General features: G+C 67.9%; 19 protein-coding genes. 5 read left to right on the plus strand and 14 right to left on the minus strand.

Translation table 11 applies throughout. From position 1 onward, the window contains the following. The first annotated feature begins 432 nt into the window (after positions 1-432). Entirely contained in the window at positions 433-2,301 is a 1,869-nt protein-coding gene (locus GDR74_RS06700) for a calcium-binding protein (protein ID WP_152585580.1), read from the plus strand. 68 nt (positions 2,302-2,369) lie between these two features. Here the strand turns inward: GDR74_RS06700 and wecB are convergent, their stop codons facing one another. The 4 genes from wecB to GDR74_RS06720 form a co-directional block, all read right to left on the minus strand. Then, a complete protein-coding gene (gene wecB / locus GDR74_RS06705) occupies positions 2,370-3,416 on the minus strand; it encodes a non-hydrolyzing UDP-N-acetylglucosamine 2-epimerase (RefSeq protein ID WP_194164649.1) in 1,047 nt (348 codons plus the stop codon). A gap of 50 nt (positions 3,417-3,466) precedes the next feature. Continuing rightward, positions 3,467-4,951 (minus strand): glycerol kinase GlpK, encoded by a 1,485-nt coding sequence (gene glpK / locus GDR74_RS06710; RefSeq protein WP_152585581.1) that lies wholly within the window; start codon positions 4,949-4,951, stop codon positions 3,467-3,469. Positions 4,952-4,983: 32 nt separating this feature from the next. After that, complete coding sequence (locus tag GDR74_RS06715; protein WP_152585582.1) at positions 4,984-6,504, minus strand: glycerol-3-phosphate dehydrogenase; 1,521 nt, start codon at positions 6,502-6,504, stop codon at positions 4,984-4,986. A 97-nt stretch (positions 6,505-6,601) separates the two neighbouring features. Continuing rightward, positions 6,602-7,810 (minus strand): MFS transporter, encoded by a 1,209-nt coding sequence (locus GDR74_RS06720; protein WP_194164650.1) that lies wholly within the window; start codon positions 7,808-7,810, stop codon positions 6,602-6,604. A gap of 332 nt (positions 7,811-8,142) precedes the next feature. Here GDR74_RS06720 and GDR74_RS06725 point away from each other — a divergent pair, with 332 nt between their 5' ends. Beyond that, entirely contained in the window at positions 8,143-9,600 is a 1,458-nt protein-coding gene (locus tag GDR74_RS06725) for a DEAD/DEAH box helicase (protein ID WP_152585584.1), read from the plus strand. 64 nt (positions 9,601-9,664) lie between these two features. Here the strand turns inward: GDR74_RS06725 and GDR74_RS06730 are convergent, their stop codons facing one another. Further along, positions 9,665-10,039, minus strand: a complete 375-nt coding sequence (locus tag GDR74_RS06730) for a putative quinol monooxygenase (protein ID WP_152585585.1) — start codon at positions 10,037-10,039, stop codon at positions 9,665-9,667. A gap of 86 nt (positions 10,040-10,125) precedes the next feature. Next, positions 10,126-10,647, minus strand: coding sequence for a hypothetical protein (locus tag GDR74_RS06735; RefSeq protein ID WP_194164651.1), 522 nt, complete (start codon positions 10,645-10,647; stop codon positions 10,126-10,128). A 316-nt stretch (positions 10,648-10,963) separates the two neighbouring features. On the opposite strand from GDR74_RS06735, the gene GDR74_RS18140 reads away from it, so the two are divergent. Genes GDR74_RS18140 through GDR74_RS06750 form a run of 3 tightly spaced genes read left to right on the plus strand, consistent with a single transcriptional unit; the run spans position 10,964 to position 13,796 of the window. After that, on the plus strand, positions 10,964-11,794 hold the full coding sequence (locus GDR74_RS18140; RefSeq protein ID WP_281349073.1) for a PIG-L deacetylase family protein: 831 nt from the start codon (positions 10,964-10,966) through the stop codon (positions 11,792-11,794). Further along, the gene (locus GDR74_RS06745) at positions 11,788-12,822 is read left to right on the plus strand and encodes a glycosyltransferase (RefSeq protein ID WP_152585588.1); all 1,035 of its coding nucleotides are present in this window, start codon (positions 11,788-11,790) and stop codon (positions 12,820-12,822) included. Before GDR74_RS18140 ends, GDR74_RS06745 begins: the two co-directional genes overlap by 7 nt. After that, positions 12,819-13,796 (plus strand): GNAT family N-acetyltransferase, encoded by a 978-nt coding sequence (locus GDR74_RS06750; RefSeq protein WP_152585589.1) that lies wholly within the window; start codon positions 12,819-12,821, stop codon positions 13,794-13,796. The genes GDR74_RS06745 and GDR74_RS06750 overlap by 4 nt, the downstream gene beginning before the upstream one ends. Here GDR74_RS06750 and GDR74_RS06755 read toward each other — a convergent pair. Genes GDR74_RS06755 through GDR74_RS06790 form a run of 8 tightly spaced genes read right to left on the minus strand, consistent with a single transcriptional unit; the run spans position 13,790 to position 25,380 of the window. Next, on the minus strand, positions 13,790-14,953 hold the full coding sequence (locus GDR74_RS06755) for an ABC transporter permease (protein ID WP_152585590.1): 1,164 nt from the start codon (positions 14,951-14,953) through the stop codon (positions 13,790-13,792). The two genes, GDR74_RS06750 and GDR74_RS06755, sit on opposite strands and share 7 nt — an antisense overlap. Next, a complete protein-coding gene (locus GDR74_RS06760; protein ID WP_152585591.1) occupies positions 14,950-15,969 on the minus strand; it encodes an ABC transporter permease in 1,020 nt (339 codons plus the stop codon). The genes GDR74_RS06755 and GDR74_RS06760 overlap by 4 nt, the downstream gene beginning before the upstream one ends. After that, positions 15,966-17,882, minus strand: coding sequence for an ABC transporter substrate-binding protein (locus GDR74_RS06765; protein ID WP_152585592.1), 1,917 nt, complete (start codon positions 17,880-17,882; stop codon positions 15,966-15,968). The genes GDR74_RS06760 and GDR74_RS06765 overlap by 4 nt, the downstream gene beginning before the upstream one ends. Then, a complete protein-coding gene (locus GDR74_RS06770) occupies positions 17,882-19,747 on the minus strand; it encodes an ABC transporter ATP-binding protein (RefSeq protein WP_152585593.1) in 1,866 nt (621 codons plus the stop codon). The genes GDR74_RS06765 and GDR74_RS06770 overlap by 1 nt, the downstream gene beginning before the upstream one ends. Before the next feature lie 40 nt (positions 19,748-19,787). Next, entirely contained in the window at positions 19,788-21,722 is a 1,935-nt protein-coding gene (locus GDR74_RS06775; RefSeq protein ID WP_152585594.1) for a glycosyltransferase, read from the minus strand. Next, a complete protein-coding gene (locus tag GDR74_RS06780; RefSeq protein ID WP_246179923.1) occupies positions 21,719-22,852 on the minus strand; it encodes a glycosyltransferase family 4 protein in 1,134 nt (377 codons plus the stop codon). The genes GDR74_RS06775 and GDR74_RS06780 overlap by 4 nt, the downstream gene beginning before the upstream one ends. Next, positions 22,849-24,126: a glycosyltransferase family 4 protein gene (locus GDR74_RS06785; protein ID WP_152585595.1), complete on the minus strand. Its 1,278-nt coding sequence runs from the start codon at positions 24,124-24,126 to the stop codon at positions 22,849-22,851. The genes GDR74_RS06780 and GDR74_RS06785 overlap by 4 nt, the downstream gene beginning before the upstream one ends. Before the next feature lie 9 nt (positions 24,127-24,135). Next, on the minus strand, positions 24,136-25,380 hold the full coding sequence (locus GDR74_RS06790; protein WP_152585596.1) for a glycosyltransferase family protein: 1,245 nt from the start codon (positions 25,378-25,380) through the stop codon (positions 24,136-24,138). Positions 25,381-25,384 lie beyond the last annotated feature (4 nt).

Genomic DNA, 25,384 nt, shown 5'->3' on the forward strand with positions numbered 1-25,384 from the left:
GCCTGCCAGATTCCAGAGGCACCAGAAGCCCATGAATGTGTATGGCGCAGATAGACAAGCGCTGTTTGCAGTCCCGTCGCCCAAGAGACTTCATATCAGACGTTGATCGAACCGTTCGTCCGACTGCTCCGTTTGCCTTCGCAACCCCCTTATTGCTGCAGCCCGACTGCGCGACCAAGATCGGTCGCCATGCGGGGCAGCGTGCTGGAGTATTGGGCCGCTTAATGTCAGGTTGCCAGGACTGTCTGCCCTTTAGCTAAAACGATCTCTTCATACAAGCTATAGTTGTGAGTGTGGGCTGAAAGGGGCTAGATCCACAGGGTTGGAGACTCTAGGGAAATCCCTAGAGGAAATATAATAACAAATCGCTGGACTATCGGCGCAGTGGCATGTAATAGCGTATCGCATCGATTGCGAACCAACGCTTAAGCCATGTCGAACAATTACAGCGCACTTGCCACCTTTATGCGGGCCAACAAGGCCAATCCTCTTGCTCTCGCCAAGGTGATGACTGGATGGATCTGGACGTCGCTGCTTCCAGCCGCTGACGGTCGCGAACCGACTGGCGCGAAAAACGTGCCGATCGTGATGAACGCCTCCTGCGGCTGGCGCGACATTCTTATGGAGTCTCTGTTCGAGGGAATTGGGATTCAGCATCGCCGGGTGAATTTTTATGACGTGCCGTTTCAGGTTAACCACACGGCGACTGAGCTTTTCATCAACGGAAAGTGGATGTTCTTCGACTCGACCTTCGGGATCTATTTTACGCGCAAAGGCAGCGATACGCCCCTTTCGATGGAAGAAGCGCGGGATTCCTGGCCGAACGTCGTCATCAAGCAAAGCTCCTTGACCGGGTGGCAGGGTGTATTCGTCGATCCCGAAAAGGTCAGTGCAAAAGCATATCGTGCAGTGAAGGACACGTTCGCCTTCGCGCCTACGAACTATGCGGGTAAAGACGGTGTCGTGTCCGGCGAGTTGTATTCACTGTACTTCGCGCGCAAGGCTACCTATCTCGACGATTCCGGCGAAAAATCCATCGGTGATGATCGGCGATCCTGGGCTTACAGCGTGGATTCGGCAAATACGAAGTCTTGGTTGAAGAATACGTATTTCATCGATCAAAAAGGCCGAGTCGATTCTCAGTACATGCTCATGGACAACCGGAGCCATGTCTTTACCCATTGGGATCGGGACGACAAGGCCGATTGGTTGCAGAAGGTTACGAAAGTAACCGCGAACAGCCGCCTCGAGCAGTCTGTGACGCTTTATGACGACCGGTCCAAGACCGTGATCGATTATGACCCGAAGTCGCTTCAGCCGTGGGAAAGCGTGCAGACGCATTATATTGGCGGCAAGGTAGACAGCGTCATTGTGCACTACGATGACGGGAGTGTGTTGGAATCCACATCCGATCCGACAGGAATGTTTGTTTGGTCGCGCTATGACGACCTTTACGATGGGAGCGGGCAGGTCGCTAGTACCTCAATCGTCTTTGACGATGGCACAGTGCGGACATACGATTGGGCCCGTGCGGCGAGAATTGTAGGCGGCGACGGTAACGACTCTCTGTCCGGAACAAGCGGAATCGATGCTCTGTTCGGCGGGGCTGGCAACGATATCCTCGATGGAGGAGCCGGTCTGGATCGTCTCGAGGGCGGCGCCGGGAATGACGTTTACTATGTCGACCACGGCAGTGAGATCATCGTCGAGCGCGATGGGGGTGGGCACGATACCGTTGTTTCGAGCGTGAACTACATCCTCGGCGCAAACGTGGAGGATCTCGTTCTGACTGGGGATGCGATCTACGGCACGGGACAGAGCCTGAACAACTGGGTCGTCGGCAACGCCACCAACAACGTTCTGACCGGAGGCGGCGGGAACGACCGACTTATCGGCAACGAAGGCAATGATCTTCTCACGGGTGGCACCGGCAGAGACGTGCTTGAAGGAGGACCGGGTTTCGATACTCTCTGGGGAGGAGCGGGAGCCGATACGTTCTTGTGGCGCGGCACTGCGGAAATGGGAGCTATCGCTTCCGCCGCCGATGTCGTGAAGGACTTCTCGGCAGGCCAGGGGGACCGGATTGCCGTCAATCTGGTCGATGCCAATATCGGACTTGCAGGGAATCAGGCGTTTACCTTCGTCGGGAACAATGGGTTCACCGGCGCAGGTCAGATCCGGTACGTCCTTAGCGGAAATGAAACCCGAATTTACTTTAACACGGATACGGACATTTCAGCGGATGCTGTGATCAAGCTCGCGGGGAAGGCGGCGCCCGAGGCGAACTGGTTCGTTCTGTAGGGTTCAGGAGGAGAGGTGGAAGTATTGCTTCTCCAACTCTCCTCCCGCATTCGTCTGCCGGCTGCCATTCAGGCTGAGCGCTCTGCAAGGTGGTGAGCAATCATCCCGCTGCTCTGTCCCGTCCCGTAATCCGCGATCTCCTTGCGGGGCTTGTAGCTCTCGCTGGTCCAGAGCCGGTTCCAGCCGGCCTCGACGGTTTCCACCCACTCCGTCTCGTCGCGCAGCGTGACGCACGGCACGCGGTGGAAGTAGGCTTCCTTCTGCAGGCCGCCGGAATCGGTGAAGACCGCGGCGGCGTTGTGGGTCAGCCAGGCCATGTCGAGATAGCCGAGGGGATCGATGAGGCGGACGCCCTTCGGCGTCAGGCCGCTCTTCTCCATCAGCTTGCGCGTGCGCGGATGGACGGGCATCGCGACCGGCGTTTCCTGCGCCCGGTCCGAGAGCCACTGCATCACGCGGGCGAAGCGTTCGGGGTCGTCCGTGTTCTCGGCGCGATGGATCGTCGCCACCGCATAGGTTTTCGGCGTAAGCCCGTGCCGCTCCAGAACCTTCGAGCGGCCCCGGGCCCGTTCGACGGCGGCGAGGGTGACGTCGTACATCACGTCGCCCACATGATGCACGCCTTTCGTGATACCCTCGTCCTTAAGATTGTCCACGGCCGTCTGCGTGGGGCAGAAGAGCAGGGCGCTCAGGTGATCCGCGACGACGCGGTTGATCTCCTCCGGCATGCGCCGGTTGAAGGAGCGCAGGCCCGCTTCCACATGCGCCACGGGAATGTGCAGCTTCGCCGCGGCCAGAGCGCCCGCGACGGTCGAGTTGGTGTCGCCGTAGATCAGCACCCAGTCGGGCTTCTCCGCGATCATCACCTCTTCCAGCTTCTCCAGCATGCGCCCCGTCATGGCGCCGTGCCCGAGGCTGTTGACCTCGAGGTTGTGCTTCGGGGGAGGGATGTCGAGTTCCTCGAAGAACACGTCCGACATGGCGGCATCGAAGTGCTGCCCGGTATGGACCAGGATCTCGCGGAAGCCTCCGTGCGCGAGGAGCGCGTGGCTCACCGGCGAGGCTTTGATGAACTGGGGCCGCGCGCCGACCACCGTCAGAACCGTCCGTGACATTTGCTGTTCCTTTAAAGATTCACGCGTTTGAGAGGAGCGGGTCGAAGGCCTCAGCTCCAGTCGAGCGACCGTTCCACCGCCTTGCACCAGTTGGCGTAAAGGCGCTCCCGCTCCGCGGCATCGAGTTCCGGGCGCCAGCGCCGGTCCACCGCCCAGTTGCTGACGAGTTCGTCCGTCCCCGTCCAGAAACCGGTGGCGAGGCCGGCTGCGTAGGCCGAGCCGAGGGCCGTCGTCTCGATCACCTTCGGCCGCACGACGGGCACGTCGAGAATGTCGGCCTGGAACTGCATGAGCAGCTCGTTGACCACCATGCCCCCGTCGGTCCGGAGTTCCTTCACGGCGATGCCCGTGTCCTTGCTCATTGCGTCGAGGACCTCGCGGGTCTGGAAGGCCGTCGCCTCGAGGGCCGCGCGCGCGATGTGCCCCTTGTTCGCGAAGCGCGTGAGCCCCCCGATCAGGCCGCGTGCGCCGGCGTTCCAGTGCGGCGCATAAAGCCCGGAGAAGGCGGGGACGATGGTCACGCCGCCGTTGTTCTCCACGCTGCGCGCCAGCGTCTCGATGTCGGTGCTCGCCGCGATCAGGCCGAGATTGTCGCGCAGCCACTGCACGAGAGCCCCGGCGATCGCAATGGAGCCTTCGAGGGCGTAGACGGGCCTCTTCTGCCCGAACCGATATCCGACCGTGGTCAGGAGGCCGTAGGTGGACGGATAGGGGGTCTCGCCGGTGTTCATCAGCATGAAGCAGCCGGTGCCGTAGGTATTCTTCGCCTCCCCCGGCTGGAAGCAGGTCTGGCCCACGAGAGCGGCCTGCTGGTCGCCGAGGATCCCGGCAATGGGAACGCCCTTGAGCGGCCCCACCGCCTCGCCGTAGACCTCGCTCGAGGAGACGATGGCCGGCAGGCAGGCGCGGGGAATGTCGAAGAGCTTCAGGATCCCGTGGTCCCATTCGAGCGTGCGCAGGTCCATGAGCTGGGTGCGGCTGGCGTTGGTAACGTCCGTGATGTGGCAGCGCCCGCCGGTCAGGTTCCACACCAGCCAGGCGTCGACGGTGCCGAACAGTACGTCGCCCGCGGCAGCCTTCTCCCGGGCGCCGGGCACGTTGTCCAGGAGCCAGCGCAGCTTGAGGCCCGAGAAGTAGCTGGTCAAAGGCAGGCCGGTTGTGCCGCGCAGCCGGTCGGGCCCGCCGTCCCTGGCGAATTCCTGCACCAGCGGATCGACGCGCGTGTCCTGCCAGACGAGCGCGTTGTGGAGCGGCTTGCCGGTGGCCCTGTCCCAGATCAGGGTCGTCTCGCGCTGGTTGGTGATGCCGATCGCCGTGAGGTCGGAGGGCCGGAGACCCTTTCTCGCCAGGGCCTCTTCGACGACGGTGAGCGTGTTGCGCCAGATCTCCAGCGGGTCGTGCTCCACGTGGCCGGGCTTCGGATAGATCTGCGCGTGCTCCTTCTGCGCGACCGAGACGATGCCGCCGCTCCGGTCGAAGACGATGAAGCGTGTGCTGGTCGTGCCCTGATCGATGGCGCCGACGTACTGAGCCATGAGCATTTCCCCAGGAGGTTCTTATGGATGTTTCATTGCGCGGCGGCGACCGTCGTCCTGCGGCCCGCGAGGTAGGCGTCGATCCTGGGCGGCGCGTCCGGCGGCACGTGCAGGCCGAGCTTCGAGCGGCGCCAGAGGATGTCCTCGGCGGTGCGCGCCCATTCCCGGCGCACGAGGTAGTCGATCTCCGCCGCCGTCAGTCCGGCGCCGAAATCCTCGCCGAGGTCTGCCATGGACTTGGCGGAGCCGATGAGTTCCTCGATCCGCGTGCCGTAGGCGCGGGCGAGACGATGGGCGAGGGCCTCCGGCAGGAAGGACCAGCGCGATCTCACGCCCGCGAGGAAGCGGTCGAAATCCGCGTCTGGAAGATCGCCGCCGGGAAGCTTCGCGGTCTCGGTCCAGGCCGGCTTCATGGCGGGGAAGAAGGGCTTCAGCTCGTCGAGCGCGTGCTCCGCGAGCTTGCGGAAGGTGGTGATCTTGCCGCCGAAGATGGACAGGACCGGCGCCTGGCCCTGCGGCTTGTCGAGATCGAACACGTAGTCCCGCGTCACGGCGGAGGCGTTGATCGAGCCGTCGTCGAAGAGCGGACGCACGCCGGAATAGGTCCAGACCACGTCGGCGGGCGTCACCTGCTTCTTGAAGAAGTGGTTCACCACGTTGCAGAGGTACCGGATCTCGTCGTCGCTGATCGTCACCTTCCTGTCCGGCACCGACTCCACGGGGATGTCGGTGGTCCCGATGAGGGTGAACTTCCCCTGGTAGGGGATCGCGAAGACGATGCGCTTGTCCGTGTTCTGAAGGATGAAGGCTTGCTCCGTGTCGAAGAGCTTGGGGACGACGATGTGGCTGCCCTTCACGAGCCGCACGCTCTTGCTCGTGTTGAGGCCGAGCTTGGCGTTGAGCACGTCGGCCACGAAGGGGCCGGCCGCGTTGACGATGACCTTCGCCCGCACCTCCTGCGTCTCGCCGGTCTCCCCGTTCTGGAGGGTGGCGAGCCAGGTCTCGCCCTCGCGGCGGGCGGAGATCAGCTTGGTGCGCACGCGGATGTCGGCGCCCCGCTCGAAGGCGTCGAGGGCGTTCAGGGCCACCATGCGGCTGTCCTCGACCCAGCAGTCGGAATAGACGAAGGCGGTGTCGAAGCCGGGCTTCAGGGCCTGCCCGGCCGGATGGCGGGTGAGGTGGATGGTCTCGGTGCCCGGCAGGCGCTTGCGCGGCGCCAGGTGGTCGTAGAGGAACAGCCCGAGGCGGACGAACCAGGCGGGGCGGATGCCCTTCTCGTGGGGCAGGATGAACCGCAGGGGCCAGATGATGTGGGGTGCCGCCTCCAGAAGGCGCTCGCGCTCGAACAGGGCCTCCCGCACCAGGCGGAACTCGTAGTATTCCAGGTAGCGCAGGCCGCCATGGATGAGCTTGGTGGAGGCGGAGGAGGTATAGCCGGCCAGATCGCCCTGTTCGCAAAGGACCACGGAGAGGCCGCGCCCCCGGGCGTCGCGGGCGATGCCCGCGCCGTTGATGCCGCCGCCTACAATCAGAAGATCTGTCACTGTCGTCACGAAACGGTCTTTCCTGTGAACCGGCCTGCCCCGGCCTCCTGCACATGTTTCCATTAGCCGACTAAGGCAAGAAAAATCTGGCCGGACGGGCCGGCCCCTAGCTGCGCGCGCCGCGCGCGAGGGCGAGGTTTAGCACAATTCCGGCCAGAGAGCAGAGGGCCAGGGCCAGAAGGATGGCGAGAACCGGCCCGTAGCTCCCCCACCAGGCCCAAAGGGCGCCGAAGGCGAAAGGAGTGGCGGCCATGGCGATCCGCACCGGCATCGCGATCATGCCCTGGACGGCGCCGTAGTTCTCCCGACCGAAGAGTTCGGGCGGCAGCAGCGCCCGCACGATGGTCATCATGCCGTTGGAAGCGCCGTAGAGCCCGGCAAAGAGGGCGACGAGCCAGGAACCCGGCGGGATGAAGGGCAGGAGGGTGAAGGCCATCGCGCTGAAAAGCATGGTGAGGATGCCGAGGCTCCAGATGCTCACGGACCGTTCGCCGACCGCCATGGCGAGGCGGGCCGCCACCTGGGCCGGGCCGACGATCGAGAACGCCGCCACGGCCGCGTCCAGGGTGAAGCCGCGCTCGATGAGCAGGGGGATCAGGTGGAGCGGCATGCCCGTGGAAATCATCCCCTGGGCGATCGAGGTCGCCACGAAGCACCAGAAGGAGGGGTTGCGCAGGAGAGGCCGAAGGTCCGCCGCGGGCTTTCGATCGGCAGGCGCGGCCGGCAGCCCGGGGCGCCCGGCCGAGGGCGGGATCACCAGGGCGTGGAGCAGGGCGCAGACGCCCAGGTTGAGGCCCGCCAGGACCAGGAGGGTGCTGCGCCACCCGAGGGAATCGATGAGCAGATGGGTCAGGGGGATGAAGACGGTGCTCGCGAAGCCCCCGACCAGGGTCATCGCGGTGATGCCGCGCCGGGCGAGGAGGGGGCCCAGCCGCCTGGCGAGGATGGCGAAGCCCGGTTCGTAGAGCACGGCGCTCATGCAGGTCCCCAGCCCGATCCAGACCAGGACGAAGAGAGGATAGCTTTCGATCCGCGACCAGAGGACGAGGAGGAGCGCAGCGCTCGCGGAGCCGCCGGTCATGACGGCCCGGCCATGGCCGAGGTCGATCAGCCGGCCGACCGGCACGGCGGTCAGGGCGGAGGAGGCGAGGGCGAGGGAATAGGCGGCGGTCAGGGCGGAGCGCGACCAGCCGAGTTCCTGTCCCATGGGCTCGATGAAAAGGGCGAAGGCATAGAAGATCGACCCGTAGGACACGAGCTGAGTCAAGGAGAGGGCCGAAACGAAGCCCCAGGGCGTTCGGTGGGGAAAGGACATCGGTTGCGCCATGCCGTCCCGGCCCGCGAGGTCCTGCGGGACACCCGGTCGTCGGACGGCTTCGACCTTAATGTCAGCCTTGGTGGTTGACGAACAGGCCCCCAGGCCTCATATGCACAGGCACGGCGTCAGCGCTCTTCCCACAGAGCCGCTTGAGCGGGGCTGCGTGACGGATATCCATCGCATGGTGGAGACCCCGGCCCCCTTCTTCAATCGCTCAACCCGTACGACAGCCCCATCACGCGGGCGGTCGCCCAGAGCCCGAGCAGGCCCCGGATATCCGGCAGGCTTTGCCCGGAGGCTCATCGCATCCGTTCGAAAGACCCCAAGCTTTGACTCTTTTCACCGATTTCGGATTGGCCCAGCCGATCCTGAAGGCCCTCGCCGCCGAGGGCTACGAGAAGCCCACGCCCATCCAGGCCCAGACCATTCCCTACGCGCTCGAGGGCCGCGACGTATGCGGCATCGCCCAGACGGGAACCGGCAAGACGGCGGCCTTCGCCTTGCCCATCCTTCATCGCCTCGACGCCGCGCCCCGGGCCCGCATCCGCAGGAGCTGCCGGGTGCTGGTGCTGAGCCCGACCCGCGAACTGTCCGGCCAGATCGCCGACAGCTTCCGCGCCTATGGCCGCAACCTGAAGCTCTCGACCTCCGTCGTGTTCGGCGGCGTGACCATCGGCAAGCAGGAGCGCGAGCTCGCACCCGGCGTCGACATTCTCGTGGCCACGCCGGGCCGCCTGCTCGATCTCGTGGACCGGAAGGCCTTGAGCCTGCGCGATGTGGAAATTCTCGTCCTCGACGAGGCCGACCAGATGCTGGATCTCGGCTTCATTCATGCGCTCAAGCGCATCGTCACCCTGCTGCCGAAGGAGCGGCAGAGCCTGTTCTTCTCGGCCACCATGCCGAAGACCATCGCGACCCTGGCGGACGCCTTCCTGCGCGATCCCGCCAAGGTGGCCGTCACGCCCGTGGCGACGACCGCGGAGCGGGTGGAGCAGAAGGTCATGTTCGTGGCGACCGGCCGCAAGCAGGCCCTGCTCGAGATAGTGCTGCGGGACGAGGCCATCGATCGCGTCCTCGTCTTCACGCGCACGAAGCACGGCGCGGACAAGGTCGTCCGGTCCCTCGACAAGGCAGGCATCGCCGCGGCGGCGATCCACGGCAACAAATCTCAGCCTCAGCGGGAGCGCGCGCTGGCCGCGTTCCGCAACGGTTCATGCCGGGTCCTTGTCGCGACCGACATCGCGGCCCGCGGCATCGACGTGGAGGGCGTGAGCCACGTGATCAACTACGACCTGCCGAACGTGCCGGAGTCTTACGTCCATCGCATCGGCCGCACGGCCCGCGCCGGCGCCGACGGGCTCGCCATCTCGTTCTGCAACGACGAGGAGCGCGCCTATCTCAAGGACATCGAGAAGCTGACCCGCATGCAGGTGCCAGTGGCGCCGCTGCCGGAAGGGTTCTCCGCCGGTCCCGTCGGCCAGGAGCCGCAGGAGCCGGCTCGGCAGCCGCAGCAGCAGCGTGGCCGCCCCGCGCCTCATGCCCGGGGCCACCAGGGCCACGGCCAGCCGCGGGAGGCCGATCCGAACGCGGAGCGCGGCCCCAAGCGCCGCCGCCGTCGCGGAGGCCAGAAGGCTGCGGTTGCGGCAAGCCCCTCGAACGGGGGGCAGCGGCAGGCATCGAACCCGCCGGCGCAGGCTCCTCGCCAGCGTCCGCAGGCGCAGCCAGGACGCGCCCAGGGCCGCCGCGACGGCGCGCAGGTCGCCTGGCTCGAAAAGGCGCCCCGCTGACCGCGAGCCTCGGCGAGCATGCGAGAAGGCGCCCCTCAGGGGCGCCTTTTTGTTTGTGCAGGTCTCACCAGGTGGCGAAGAACGCGAAGTCGGAGCGCAGCGGCTCCCAGGCGCCGATCCGGCGCGGCTCCGCGAGGAGAGCGGGGAGCCGGTCCCAGAAGGCCTTGCGGTAATTGCGCGGGATCTGGACATGGACCACGTCGTCCAGGTCGGACCAGGTCTCGTAGAGCATGAAGCGGGTGGGTTCCTCGGGATCCCTGTGGAGCACCGCGTTAATGAAGGTCCGCTCGTGGCGCATCGCGTCGAGCACCGGCGTCAGGAGCTCGAGGAACTCCTCCTCGCAGCCGGCCCTGAGGCGAAATTCGACGAGGAAGCTGCGCGGTCCGCTCGAGGGGGCTTCGGTCTCTCCTGCCGTCCGGAGAGCTGCATCGTGCTTCATCGGTTCATCCTTCGCTTCGATCCGTATCGGCCGAAGAATGCCGCCGGGCCGGAGCGAAGGACATTCCCTCGGAGGTAAGTGCCGGCTCAGCTTGTCCTGCCGGAGGTCCCGGACGCGTTCCCCAGGCCCAGCACGGCACCTTCGCGGATGACCGTCTCGGAGGTCACGACGACCCAGCCGCTCTCCGAACGGAAGATTGAGATCACCCGTCCTGCGCCCGGGAGGAAGGTGCCGGGAGAAACCTCGCGCAGTCCGTCGGGACCCTCCACGAGCGCGCCCCTGCGCAGCACCTTCCTGAGCACGTAGCCTCGGCCCGGGTTGCTCTCGTCCGCGACGGCCGTATTGCTCGCAGGGCTGTCGGCCGGGGCCGTGCGTCCGATAGAGCCGGTGACGACGGGATCCGTCTCCTTGACCCTGAAGGCAACCCGCTCGTCGTCGCCCTGGACGGCGGCGTGAAGGGAGGGCACGGCCATGGGGAAGTCCGAGCGCGGCAGCCCGCCGCGGATCGCGTATCCCGCGAAGGCGATGGACGAGAGGGCGAGGGCGCATCCGATGCCCAGGGCGATTCGCCCGGCAAAGGCGTCGCGCTTGCGGAGGATGTCCTCCATGCGGCTTCCGGGCGGACGGACTCTTCTCGGCCGTCCCGCCGCAGCCTGTGCATTGGCGCGCGCTACCTGCCAGAGGACCTTCTCGAAGAGGACACGCATGGCCCTGATCCCAGTGAGGACGATTGGGCCGGAGTTTTGTCACGTTAGGCTTAACAATTCGTCAATGCATTCCGTTGCGGCAGATTTTGTCCCGGCGGCCGAGGCGGGAACCGCCCGGAGGGCGCCCCGGTTGTCGTGCCCGGACAGGCTGCGGACCCTCGCGGCCGTCCGCCTGAGCCGTCTTCCGGAGGCAGATGCGGTGCGGTGGGAACGGACGATGGAAGGCAGCCGGAGGCCGGAACCGCGGAGGACTCTTCCCCCGCTGCTTCGGCCGCATTGGGGCCGGGTCGCGGTCGTCGCCGCCCATCCGGACGATGAGACCGTCGGGGTGGGCGGTCACCTTCCGCTCCTCGCGGATCCTCTCGTGCTCACCGTGACCGACGGCGCCCCCAGGGGCTCCGGAGACATCGCGTCCGCAGGCTGCGGGAGCGAGGGGGAATATGCGGCTCTGCGCCGGCGGGAGCTTGCCGACGCGATGGCCCTCGCCGGAATTCCGGCCGCCAACCTGGAATGCCTCGGCGTGGGCGACCAGCGGGCCGCCCGCTGCCTTGCGGGCCTCGCGCGCCGGATGGCGGAATGGCTCGAGGCGCGGCAGGTCGGGCTCGTCCTGACCCATCCTTTCGAAATGGGCCATCCGGATCACGACGCGACGGCCTTCGCCGTTCACGCGGCCGTCGCGCTTCTCGTGCAAAGGGGCCGGACGCCGCCGCGCATCGTGGAGTTCACCTCCTACCATCGCAGCCCGGCCGGGCATTTCGCCGAGGGCGTGTTCGCTCCCGGCCGGCCTCCCGGGGAGGCCTTCCCGCTCCCCGAGGCGGCGCGCGCCCTCAAGCGCCGGATGTTCGAGGCCTTCCGCAGCCAGAAAGGCATCGTCTCCGCCTTCGGCCTGGAGAGCGAGCGCTTCCGCCCCGCTCCCACTTACGACTTCACGGCGCCGCCCCACGGGCAGGGCGCCTATTACGACATGTTCGGCTGGGGGCTTCGCTCCGACGAATGGCCGCTTCTGGCCGGGAGAGCGCTCGACGAACTCGGGCTCGGCCCATGCTGAGGGTGCTGAACGTCGCGTTCCCGTTTGCGCCGGTGAGCCCCGATACGGTCGGAGGGGCCGAGCAGGTCCTCGGCCAGATCGACCGGGCTCTCACGGCGGCGGGGCACCGATCCTTCGTGATCGCCTGCGAGGGCTCGCGGGTTGCCGGAACGCTGATTGCGATGCCCGTCCCGTCCGGTCCCCTCGACGCAAAGGCCCGTGCCCAGGCCCACCGCAACCACCGCGAGGCGATCGCGGCGGCAATCGCCCGCCATCGGATCGACGTGGTCCACCTGCATGGGATCGACTTCTTCGCCTATCTTCCGCCGCCCGGCGTCCCCGTCCTCGTGACCCTGCACCTGCCCCTGTCCTGGTATCCCCCCGAAGCTCTCTCCCCCGAGCGGCCCGATACATGGCTTCATGGCGTCTCCGCGTCCCAGCAATGCGGCCTCGCCCGGAGCGAGCGGCTGCTTCCGCCGGTAGAGAACGGCGTGGCGGTCGGCGAACTGGCGCGCGTCCGGCATGCCAGGAGGGGCTATGCCCTCGCGCTCGGCCGCATCTGTCCGGAAAAGGGCTATCATCTGGCCCTCGATGCAGCGCATCGGAGCGACCGCCCGCTCCTGATCGGCGGACAGGTCTATCCCTATGAGACGCATCGGCAATATTTCGACGAGGCCATCGCGCCCCGCCTCGACCGCCGCCGGCGCTTCCTCGGGCCGCTCGGCTTTCGCCGCAAACGGCGGTTCCTGGCCGCCGCCCGCTGTCTGGTCGTGCCGAGCCTCGTCCCGGAGACGAGCTCCCTCGTCGCCATGGAAGCGCTGGCCTGCGGGACCCCCGTGGTCGCATTCCCGAGCGGGGCTCTGGCGGATATCGTCGAGCACGGGCGCACGGGCTTCCTGGTGCGCGATGCTGCCGAAATGGCGGACGCCCTCGAAGAGGCGGCGGCCATCGACCCGGGCCTGTGCCGGGAGGCGGCCTTTGCACGCTTCTCGCTGGAGCGGAGCATGGGGCGCTATCTCGAACTCTACGAGCGGCTCGCGGGCTCATGAGGGCGGACGTCCTGCACGGTGTCCCGAGGCTGGAGGCGGAGTGGTGGGATCTCTGGAGCCGGGATCCGAGGGCGACCGTCTTTCAGAGTCCCGCCTGGCTGATCCCCTGGCGGGAGGCCTTCGACGAAGGCGAGAGCCTGGTTCTCGCCGTTCGGGACGGGGAGCGCCTCATGGCGCTGCTGCCGCTCTTCCGGTACGAGGGCCGGCTCATTCCCTGGGGCGCCGGGACCACGGACCGCCTCGACGGGATCTTCGATCCGACGCTCGACCCCGCGATGCTCGCGCAGGCGCTCGACCGGCTGTCCGAGCCCGTCGAACTCTTCCAGGTCGAAGAGAACTCGCTCCTCAGGCGGATCCCCTTGCCCGAAGGCTGGGAAGAGCGGTCCGGAACGGCGGAGCCGTGCCTCGAACTGCCGCTTCCGGCCGCCCTGTCGCGCAACATGGCGCAGAACCTGCGCTATTACCGGCGCCGTGCGGAGCGGGCCGGCGTCGCGGAACCGGAACGCGGCGGACCTGCGGCCTTCGAGGACCTGGTGGATCTCCACGGTCGGCGCTGGCAAAGCCGCGGCCTGCCCGGCGTCCTGCACGATCCGCGGGTGCTCGCCTGGCACCGGCGCACGCTCCCGGCGCTCGACGCGGCCGGGCTCCTCCGCCTCTACGTGCTCCGGCGGGGCCGGCGCGCGGTGGCGGTGCTCTATGGGCTGATGGCGAAGGAGCGGGCATTCTACTATCTCGGCGGCTTCGATCCCGAGCTGGAGAGTCTCGGTCTCGGGACCGTCCTGATCGGGCATGCGGTCGAGGAGGCACAGCGCGAGGGCGCGACCGTCTTCGACTTCCTGCGAGGGCGGGAGGCCTACAAGTACCGTTGGGGCGCTGGCGAGCGGACGATGTATGCCCGCCGCCTCGCGCCCGTCAGCTGCGTTGCGGCCCGGTTGGCTGCGCCGTCCCTGCGAAACGGCGAAAGCGCTCAGTGATAGGGATCCGCCGCGTCGCGCAGGCCGTCGCCCATGAAGTTGAAGGCGAGAACGACGATCACCACCGGAACGATGGGGAAGAGCAGCCAGGGATGGAGCTGGACCGCGGCGAGGTTCTGCGCCTCGTTGAGCAGCACGCCCCAGCTCGTCACCGGCGGCCGCAGCCCGAGCCCGAGGAAGGAGAGCGCGGTCTCGCCCAGGATCATGGAGGGAATGGCGAGCGTCGCCGAGGCGATGAGGTGGCTCATGAAGTTGGGAATGAGATGGCGCGCGATGATGCGCTGCTTGGACGCTCCCATGAGTTCCGCCGCCCGCACGAAATCCTCCTCTCTCAGCGAGAGCAGCTTCGAGCGCACGGCCCGCGCCAGCCCCGGCCAGTCGAGCAGGCCGAGGATGATCGTGATGCCGAAGAAGACGAGGATGGGGCTCCAGTTGGCCGGCAGCGCCGCCGACAGGGCGAGCCACAGGGGCAGCTCGGGAAGCGAGCGCAGGATCTCGATGAGGCGCTGGATCACGTGATCCACCCATCCGCCGAGATAGCCCGCAAGCCCTCCGAAGAGGAGGCCCAGGGCGAAGGACACGGCAATCCCGACGATGCCGATGGTAAGGGAGATGCGCGCGCCGTAGACGATGCGCGAGAACAGGTCGCGCCCGAGCCTGTCGGTGCCCAGCAGGAAGAGCGTTCCGTCCTCGGGGGGGCAGAACAGGTGCACGTTCGCCGTCACGAGCCCCCAGAACTCGTAGTAGTCGCCCCGGCAGAGGAAGCGGACCGGCTGCGGCTTCGACGTGTCGGTCGTGTAGACGCGCCGGAAGCTCTCCAGGTCGAAGGTGAACTTGTACGGATAGACGAAGGGCCCCACGAAGCGGCCCTCGTGCACGAAATGCACCGGCTGGGGTGGAGCGTAGATGAAATCGCCGTTGCGCTTCGTCTGGTTGTAGGGGGCGATCACCTCGACGAACGGGATGAGCAGGTAGAAGGCCGCAAGGATGGCCGCGGCGGCCACCGCCACCTTGTGGCGGCGGAACTTCCACCACATCAGCCGCCAGGACGATGCGCGATAGAAGCTCTCGCTCTCGCTCCCGGAGGGCTCCGTGGCGCCGGGGTCGAAGGGCTCCCTGTCGACGTAGTGCTTCTCCAGCGGCACCGCTCCGGTCATCGGCCGCCTCCCATCCGGATGCGCGGATCGAGCCAGGCGAGGAGCAGGTCCGAGATCAGCATGCCGAGCACCGTGAGCACCGCCACGAACATCAGGATGAACCCGGCCAGGAACTGGTCCTGGCTCTTGAGGGCGCTGAGCAGGATCGGCCCGACGGTCGGAAGGCTGAGCACCAGCGAGACGAGGACGGAGCCCGAGACGAGGTGCGGCAGCAGGTTGCCGATATCGGCGATGAAGGGGTTCAGGGACATGCGGAAGGGATATTTCAGGAGCGCCCTGCCGGGAGCGAGGCCCTTCGCCTTCGCGGTCACGTAATACTGCTTGCCGAGCTCGTCGAGGAGGTTGGCGCGCATGCGCCGGATCATCGCCGCCGTACCCGCGAGGCCGATGACCAGGGTCGGCACGACGAGATGCGCGAGGAGCGACTTGACCTTGTCCCAGGTCCAGGGCTGGCCCGCGTAGCGGGAGTCGAAGAGCCCTCCGATGGAGATCCCGAACCAGCGGTTGGAGTAGTAGAGCAGGATGAGGGCGAGGAGGAAGCTCGGCGTCGCGAGGCCGATATAGCCGACGAAGGTGGCGACGTAGTCCCCCAGCGAGTACTGGCGCGTCGCCGAATAGATGGCGATGGGGATCGAGACCAGGTGGATGAAGATCACCACGGCGACGTTGACGACGAGCGTCAGCCACAGGGCATCCCCCACCACCTCCACGACCGGTCGGTCGTACTCGAACGACCAGCCCCAGTCGCCCTGGAGCAGGCCCGAGAAGCCGTTCTGCCCCGGCATCGCGCCGAGCCAGACGAGGTATTGCTGCCAGACCGGCTTGTCGAGGCCGTACTGCTTGATGAGGAATTCCGCCTTCGCCGCCGCGTCCGCCTCGCCCTGGGCGCGCAGCTCGGCGATCTGGTTGGTCAGGAAGTCGCCCGGCGGCAGCTTGATGATGAGAAAGACCAGGGCCGAGATGATCAGGAGCGTCACGAGCATCGTGACGAAGCGACGCAACAGGAAACGGATCATCTGCGAGCCTCTTTCAGGGCGGCCTTGTTCCAATACATCTCGTCGATCCGGTAGATGCCGATCATCGCCGTCGGTTCCCAGCTGTAGAGCGCCTTCTGCGGCAGGCCCTTGAGGCCGTTGCGCACGACGATGGGCTGAAGCGCGCCCGCCGCGGTCCCGATGGTCCACTGGTTCTCCGCGTGGTTGCGCAGCATCTCCGTCCAGACGTTGCGCTGGACGTCGCGGTTCGCCGTGTTCATCCAGATCGAATAGAGGTCGAGCAGGCGCCGCGCCTCGGGAATGTCCACCGCCTCGCCGTTCTTGCCCTTGGTCTCCACGTACTGGCCCCATTGCGGCCAGGCATAGTTGTCCTGGCGCATGGGGGCGTACTCGGTCGGAGGCATGATCGCGGTGGGGATCGCGTTGTCGAAGCCCTGGCCCGCCACCATAGTGGTCAGGCCCGCGAAGGCGCGGTTGCGCAGCACCGTCCTGTCCTGCGGCTTCACGAAGAGCCGGACGCCGATCTCGCGCCAGAACTCGCCGATGAGGGTGAGCGCGTCCACGATGTGGCTCGCCTCGCCGTCCGTCTCGACGATGATCTCGAGTTCGCGCCCGTCCGGCAGGAGGCGGGTGCCCGCGGCATTGCGCTTGCCGAGCCCGATCTCGTCCAGGAGCCGCGAAGCCTCCGACGGATCGTAGCCGGCGTTGAGGGTGCGCAGGCCGGAGAAAGAGAGGGGGCTCTGCTCCATGACCGTGTTGTTGCCCTCGATCCCGAGGCCGAAGAGGAACACGTTGTTCAGGGTCTTGCGGTCGATGGCGAGCGACAGGGCGCGGCGGTAGCGCGGATCGCGGTTGAGGGCACGCCAGACCGGATCCTTCGCGTTGAGGTTGGGATAGAGCGCGAGCTCCGACCCGCGCGCGTAGGGCCACAGGAGCGTCGTGTAGTCGTGCGCCTTCTCGCCCTGCTTGAGGACGGGAATGTCACTCATGGAGATGCCGCGGAAGAGGAGGTCCACCTCGCCCGCGTTCGCCTTGGCGGCGAAGAGGCCGCCGGCCGACACGTCCATGATGATCCGGTCGATGTAGGGAAGCTGGTGCCCATGGGCGTCGACGCGGTGGTAATAGGGATTGCGCTCGAAGACGAAGCGGTTCGCCGGCGCCCGGTTCGTGACGTGCCACGGCTGGAGCACCGGCTCGTCCGGATTGGTGTGCTCCTTCATGTCGTCGAGGCGGTTGTGGAGGGCGGCCCAGGATTTCAGCTTCTGAGCCTTCGCGGCCTCGTCGAGCTTCGCCTTGTCGGCGTATTTCGCATGGAACTGCTTCAGGTAGTGGGCCGGGCGGTAGATGCCGGGATCCACGGGGCCCGCAAGGTTCGGCAGGAAGCGCGGATTGGGCTTGTCGAAGGTGTAGCGCACCGTCCGTTCGTCGATCACCTCGAACCGGGCGGGCTTGCCGTCCACCATCATGAACTCCGGCACGCCGGCGGGCGACAGGTCCTTGTTGCCGGCGATGTCCTCCCAGTAGTAGCGGAAGTCCTCCGCCGTGAAGGGGTGCCCGTCCGACCAGCGGTGGCCCTCGCGGATCGTGAAGGTGAAGATGCGGTCGTCCTCGTTCTCGAACTTCTCCAGAATGTCGGGCTGGAGCTCCAGGTTCCGGTCGTAGCCCACGAGGCGGGAATAGCCGTAGGTGCTGATGTACCGGATGTCGCGGGCCCGCGCCACGAGGGTGACGACGTCGCCGCCGTAGCTGCCGTTCGCCTGCTCCGAGACGTAGGGTGTCCGCGGCACGCGTTCGGAGACGGGCGGCAGCTCCTTCTTCGCGACCTTCTCCGCCCAGTAGGGCTGCTCGACGTAATCCGCCGCGAGGGCGGACAGGAGCGGGAGGGCGGTGAACAGCGCCAGCAGGCCCGCGCGCAGGCAGAAAAGGACGGGCATCACGCAGCCTCCTCGAGGGGGAGCCGTCCCAGCCGCACATGATGGCCCGGCTCGACCTCCTTCATGAAACCGGCCTCGCCCTCTTTCAGCCGGAAGGGTTCCGGCCATTGGCCGGGATGGGAGAAGCGGTCGGCGCGCAGCTTCGCGAAGTCGAGCGGCCGGTCGATGTCCGGATCCGGGACCGCGGCGAGCAGCGCCTGGGTATAGGGATGCACCGGGTTCCGGAACAGGGAGGTCTTGGGCGCCTGCTCCACGATGTAGCCCCGGCACATCACCGCAATCGTGTCGGCGATGTAGTCCACGACCGCGAGGTTGTGCGAGACGAACAGATAGGTCAGGTCGAGCGCCGCCTGCAGGTCCTTCAGGAGATTGAGCACCTGCGCCTGAACCGACACGTCCAGCGCCGAGACGGGCTCGTCGCAGATCAGGACCCGCGGCTCGAGCGCGAGCGCCCGCGCGATGCCGAGCCGCTGGCGCTGGCCGCCCGAGAACGAATGCGGGTAGCGCCGCAGGGAACGGTGATCGAGCCCGACCATGTCGAGCAGCTGCTTGGCGCGGCGGTAGCGCATGTCGTCGTCGCCGATGCCGTGGATGAGAAGCGGCTCGGTGAGGATCTCGTAGACCGTCATGCGCGGGTTCAGGGACGAGAACGGATCCTGGAAGATGAACTGGACGGAGCGCCGGTAGTCCTTCAGCGCCTCGCCCTCGAGCTCGTGCACGTTGCGCGGCCCGTTGCCGTCGTCGAAGAACACCGCGCCGGAATCCGGCTCCATGGCGCGCATGATGATCTTCGAGACGGTGGTCTTGCCGCATCCCGACTCGCCGACGAGGCCGAGGGTCCTGCCGACCGGCAGGGCCAGGGACACGCCGTTGACCGCGTGGATGGTCCTGGTCTTTCCCGAAAACCAGCCGGACCGCAGCGTGAAGGATTTCGTCAGGTTCTCGGCGCTGAGGATCGGCCCCTGCGGCTGCGGCCGCTCGGGCCGGTGGGCCTGGGCCAGGGTGGCGCTCTTCACCTCGCGGATCGGGGTCAGCCGCTCGTCCTCGCCCATGGCGAAGCGCGGGACGGCCCGCATGAGCGCCTTCAGGTACGGGTGCTCCGGATGGCGGAAGATCGCCTCCCGGGAGCCGGATTCCATGACCCGGCCGCGATACATCACCACGACCTCGTCGGCCACGTTGGCGACGACGCCGAGGTCGTGAGTGATGAGCAGGACCGACATGCCGGTCTCGGCCTGCAGCTCGTTGATCAGGTCGAGGATCTGCGCCTGCGTCGTCACGTCGAGGGCGGTCGTCGGTTCGTCGGCGATCAGCAGGTCGGGGTGGGTGATCAGCGCCATCGCGATCATCGCCCGCTGGCGCAGTCCGCCGGACAGCTCGAAGGGATAGGTTCGCAGGGCCCGCCGCGGGTCGGGAAAGCCGACTCGGGCGAGCACGTCCTTCGTGCGCTCCAGGGCTTCGGCCTGCGACACCTTGGCATGGATGACGAGCGCTTCCGAAATCTGGTCGCCGATGGTGTGGAGCGGCGACAGGGAGGTCATCGGCTCCTGGAAGATCATCGCGATGCGGCCGCCGCGCAGGTCGCGCATCCTGGCGCCCTCGGGGTCGAGGGCGGCGATGTCCACCGGCGCGCCGCCCGTCGTGTCGTCGAAGAGGATCGATCCCCCGGCGATGCGGGCCTTCTTCGGGAGGATCTGGAGAATGGCCTGGGCGGTGACCGACTTGCCCGATCCGGACTCGCCGACCAGCGCTACCGTCTTCCCCTTGGGAATGTCGAAGGACAGGCCGTCCACGGCCCGAAACCGTCCGGTCTCGGTCTCGAAGTCGACCGCCAGATCGCGGATCGACAGGAGCGGCTGGTCCATGAACTCCTCCGGCGGCTACGCGTCACGCTACAATAACGCATTATCGGTTCGCGGCGATCCTGCTTTCGTCAGGCAGCACCTCGACGACGGGCGCGAAAATCGCATCGTTTCGTGACAGATAGACCAGCAGGTTCTCGCAGAATGTCCAGACCTTCTCGTCGTGGACGAGGTGGTGGGTGAGGAAACCGACGGGCTCATCGGGATCGGCCCTGCCCGCCATGCGTCGCTCGACCGCATCCGCCAGGGTCCGGACGAGGCCTTCCGGGTCGGCGAGGCTGCGGGTGCCGCGCCAGTCGATGGGATCGACATGGGTGTTGACGATCGCAAGCCCCTCCGGGGTGCTGCGGGAGCTTCGGTCCCGGAAGGTCGAAAGGACGCGGTAGCCCAGCCGGGGCAGGTGAGGGATCAGCCCGGGCGCGATCCGGTTCCAGGGCGGCACGAAAACGGGCAGGAGCCGCGCCCCGAGGAGGCGCCGCGCCTGCTCCAGGGCCTGTCCGGCTTCCTGCGCCATGGCGTCCGGCGGGCGATGGGCGCCGAACTCCGCCTTCTTCTCGCCTTCGGGCGCGTGGTTGGCGTGGCGGAAGCCGTGCACCAGGGCGAAAGCCCGCTCCTCGCTCTCCAGACGCTCTGCGAGCGAGGGCTCGATCCGCGCCGGGATGCAGGCGAGGGCGATTCCGGCCCCGAAGCGGCCGGCGAGGGCCAGGAGCCGGTCGAGGCTGGGCGTGGCCGCAACCGCATCGTCGTCCCGCCACCAGAACCGGACGGAACGGCCCCGATCCTTGGCGCGCGCCAGGGCGCGGTCCAGCGGCGACCAGTCGAGGCGGCGGTGGATGGCGGCGGAGGCGGCCCGGGCGAGGCGCTCGACGATGGCGACGCTCCGCCGCGCCCCGTCGAGGGACAGTTCCAGAAGTGGCGGCGGGGGCCCTTCCAGGCTGCGGCGGATGGCGTCGCCCAGGGTTCCTGCGGAAAGCCCGGCCTCCGGAACCAGGATGGCCCGCCCCAGCGCCTGCAACCGCTCCGCCCGCAGGCGCTGCTCGGTTTCCCGCCCTGCCTCGAAAGGCACCAGGACCGCCCGCACCCCTGTCCGCAGGAGGTCGACGCAGGTGTTGTAGCCCGCCTGGCTCACGGACAGCTCGGCGCCGGCGAGCAGGGCGCGGAAGTCGGGCCGGGCCCGCTCGACGGTCGCATGGGCCGGAGCGGCGCGGCGCAGCGCCTCCATCTCCGCCTCCGGTAGGCCGCGCCCCACCAGGATCCTCCAGGGACGGTCGGCGATGTCGCCCGCCGCCTCCAGGGCGGCCCGGTAGAGCGGGAGGCCGGAGGCGCTGGACCCTCCGGAAACGACGATCCCGTCCCGGCGGCCGGCGGGGGCGACCTCGCCGCCTTCGTCCACGTAGCCGGTCGGGTACATCATGGCCCGGAGCCTTTCGCCGACGGGCCAGGACGCCTCCAGGGGCACGAGGCGCGGATCGCCGTGCACGAGGACGGCGTCGTAGAAGCGCTCCAGGCGGCCATGGGCCTCCTCCACCCGTTCCGGCTTCGACGGCACCACCAGGATGTCGCGCACCGAAGCGGCGACGAGCGGGCGGGGGGCGAGAGCGCGGGCCGCCTCCAGCAGCGCATCGAACTCGGGCGCCAGGACCCGGCGGCCGAAGGGAAAGAGCTCGGTCATGACCGCCTGCGGGCGGAAGGTCCGGAGGGTTTCGAGAAGGAGGTCCCGCCGGGCCGCCATCCGGGCTTCGGTCACGGGAACCCCTTCCTCGTCGAGGAGCGTCCTGAAATCCGTTCCGACCGTGCGGACCGGAGGAAGCTGGACGAGCCGCGCCCGACCGAGGGGCGGCAGGAGAGCCGGGCCCCCGCCCGAGACGAGGATCGTGTCGTGCCCCGCCTCGGCGAAGGCGCGGGCAAGGGCCGCGGCGCGGGTGAGGTGGCCCGCCCCGAGCAGGTGCGTCACGGCGATCAGGACCCGCAGGCTCACGGCGCGCCTCCGGCGACGAGCGGGAGCAGGGTCCGGCGCAGGATGTCGGCGGCGGGTTCCAGGTCCCGTTGCTCGCGGACGAAGCGCATGGCCGAAGCGCCCATTCGCCGCCTCAGGTCCGCGTCCACGACAAGGGCTCCGGCCGCGCGGGCGAAGGCATCGGCGTCGCCGGGCGGCGTGAGAATCCCCGTCTCGTCCCGCTGGACCACGCTGGCGACGCCTCCATAGGCGCCGGCGATGACCGGGCAGCCGAAGAGCTGCGCCTCCAGAAGGACCATGCCGTAGGCCTCGTTCACGGCAGGCCAGAGGAACAGGTCCGCCCCTTCGTAGAGTGCGCGCAGGCCCGGGCCCGCCTCCACCTGCCCGTGGAACCGCGTGCGGTCGGCAAGGGGAGCGAAGAGCGCCTCCACCTCCGGGCGGGCCTCTCCGTCGCCGACAACGTCGAGCGTCCAGGGCAGGTGCCGGATCTGCAGAAGGGCGGAGGCGAGGATGCGGTAGGAGGCGAGCTTGTCGCCCGGGCGCATCATCGCCACCGCCAGAAGGCGCGGAGCGCCGTCGCCGGATTGCCCTGGAGGCGGCCCGCCGCCCCAGGCCGCGGCGTCGATGAAGGGGGGAAGGTCGGCGATGACCTGCCCGGCCGGCCGCGCCGCCTCCAGGGCAATCCGGTCCCGGTCGGTCATGACGAGGATGGCGTCGGCCCGGTCCAGGGCGGCCTCCGCCGCCGCATGGCCGAGGGCCCAGGGGCCCCGCGCCCGCTTCGGAGCCCGCGACCCCTCGGCGACGACGTAGGGGATCCCCAGGGCGTCGGCGACCCTCGGGCCGATCCAGTCGGGGGCCTTGTAGTAGAGGTGATAGGTGAACCACAGGACCGGGCGGTCCGGCGGCGCCAGGGACCGGAACCGGTCGGCCAGCCGGTCGGCGGCAATCTCGGATTCCCGGCGCAGCCGGTCCTGCCGGGCCGGGTCGCCCGCGGGATCGAGGGTGCGCAGCTCGCTGGCGAGCGTGGGAGAGAAGCCCGCCCTCGCCAAGGCCTTCGTCAGCAGGCGGGCCATGGTGCGGTCGCCCGAAGGCGAGGGGTGATCGGGGCTCTTCAGGGGGGCATAAAAGGCGACGGGGCCGAAACCGCTCACGCCGCCACCGGTGGGTTGAGGGGCTCAGGGCAGTCCAGGGCGCGGAAGCGCGCCTCCAGGGCGTCGATTCCGCCCTCCATCGAGAAGTCCCGCCGCAGGCGTTCGAAGGCCGCGGCCCCATAGGCGTGGCGGCGGCCGGGCTCGCGGGCCAGCAGGTTCAGGGCGTTGGAGAGCGCCTCCCAGTCCCCCGGCGGCACGAGCTGGCCCTCCGACCCGTCACGGATGAACTCGGGGATGCCGGCGAAATCGCTCGCCACGATGGCGAGCTTCTGGCTCGCCGCCTCCATGAGGACGTTGGGCAGGCCGTCCTGGTCGCCGGAGCGTGCCTTCTTGGAGGGGAGGACGAAGAGGTCCGCCTCCCGCAGGAGGGCGACGACGTCCGGCTGCGCCTTGGGGCCGAGAAAGGCGGCCCTGTCGGCGATTCCGTCGCGCCGCGCCTGAGCCTTCAGGCTCTCCAGGAGATCGCCGCCGCCGACATGGACGAACTGCCAGTGCAGGTCGGGCGGCAGGGCCGCGAGCGCCTTCAGGAGGTCGTCGAATCCCTTCTTCGCCACCGCGCGGCCGACCGAAACGATGCGGACCGGATCGGCGGGATCGGACCCGTTTCGAAGGGAGCGGGTCTCCGGCGGCTCCGGAAAGCGGGACAGGTCGAGCCCGTGATAGACGAGGGACACATGGTCCGGACGGGGCGCGAGGGCCTTGAGGTGCCGGGCACCCTCGGCCGTGCAGGTGACGCCCCAGCGCGCCTCGGCGAGCTTCTCGCGCTTCTCCCAGTCGGGGGTGGTCCAGATGTCCTTGGCATGGGCCGAGAAGGTCCATGTCCGGCCGGTCAGGAGGGCGGCGTAGCGCACGACGGAGGCGGGCGTGTGGAGATAATGGACGTGGAGGTGCCGCACGTCCGGGGAGAGCTCCCGCCCCATGACGAAGGCCTGCCCGAGGCGGCGGACCCGGTTGGCGGTGAGGTCCCGCCTGAGATCCGCGAGGAAGGTTCGCATGAGGGCGCGGAAGCCCGGCTGCCGCAGGCTCCAGAGCGCGCCTTTGAGGACGCGCAGGGGCTCCTCGTAGAGGTATTCCGGCAGGTACGCGACCCGTGCCCTGATCCTGCGGTTCATGGGATGCACGGCCTTTTCCGTCGGGTGGCGGAGCGACCAGATCTCCAGGTCCAGGCCGCGGCCTTCGAGCGCGAGGATCTCCTGGGCGATAAAGGTCTCGGACAGGCGCGGATAGCCCTTGACGGCAATCGCGATGCGTGGCGGGGACGGTGTGGGCGGCATCCTTGGCGGTTATTCTGCGGCGTGCCGGGTCGGTATGAAGGCAGCCTGGGATTCCATGAGAGCCTTAAGCCGCTCCTGGACCCGGTCAAGCCCTTCCAGAAGGCCCGGGATCACCACTTCCGAGGGGCGCGGCTGGTCCGCGAGCCCCTTCAGCGCCTCCGCCATACGCTCCGGCGTGCGCGGCGCTCCGAGATCGCTCAGCATCCGCGCAAGGCCGAGGCGCTCGGCCGCGACCGCGCGGATGTGCTGCTCCAGGCGGGGGCGGGTGCGCGGCACGATCAGGGCGCGCTTGTCGAAGGACAGGATCTCGCAGAACGTGTTGTAGCCCCCCATGGCCACGATGGCCGCCGCCTTCTGCATCAGGTGCTCGATCTTGGTGTCGAAGGCGATGGCGTCGAGCTTCGGATGGCGGGCGATCCGGTCCATGAAGGAGCGGCGCATGTCGCGGTTGACGAAGGGGCCGAACACGATGAGCGCCGGCATGGCGATCCCCTCGTCGTGCTCGTAGGCCGAGATGACCCAGTCGATGAGGTCGTCCCCGTCGCCGCCGCCGCCGGTCGTGACCAGGATGAAGGGCTGCTTGGTGATCTTCGGGTAGCGGGTGAGGGAGGGGGTGGGCGGCACCTCCCGCCGCAGATAGCCGGTATAGGTGATCCGCCTCTCCACGGCGGCGGGAAGGGCGAGGGCGTCCAGGGGCCGGTAGACGTCCTCCAGGCCGTAGACCCAGATCTCGTCGTAGGAGCGGACGAGGACGTCCTTGGCGCCCTTGCGCTCCCATTCGGGCACGAGCAGGGCAGGCTCGTCCATGACGTCGCGGATGCCGAGCACCCGGCGGCAGCCCTGGCTCTCGAGATATTCGAGGGCGGGCACCACCTCGCCGCGGAAGCCGGTCGGCTCCTTGTCGACGATGAACACGTCCGGCCGGAACGACTGCGCCGCCTGGAGGATGAGGTCCTGGCGCAGGCCCACCGCCTCGTCGAGGCTCAGGTTGAGGTTGAGGCTGCGGTAGTCCCCGTCCGGCAGCTTGGTGACGCCGGGGATCCGGACGTAGTCCACGCCGCTGCCGAACTCGAAATTGCCGATCACGGGCGAGCCCGAGATGATGATGATGGAGCAGTCGTTCCGCTCCCCGGCGATCGCGTTGGCGATGGCTCTCGAGCGGCGCAGATGCCCCAGTCCGAAGGTGTCGTGACTGTAGATCAGGACCCGGGCGCCGCCGTGGCGCCCCGATGGAAGCTGCGAAAGGTGGTCCATCCTT

The sequence above is a fragment of the Microvirga thermotolerans genome (assembly GCF_009363855.1).
In the GTDB taxonomy this organism is placed as follows: Bacteria; Pseudomonadota; Alphaproteobacteria; order Rhizobiales; family Beijerinckiaceae; genus Microvirga; species Microvirga thermotolerans.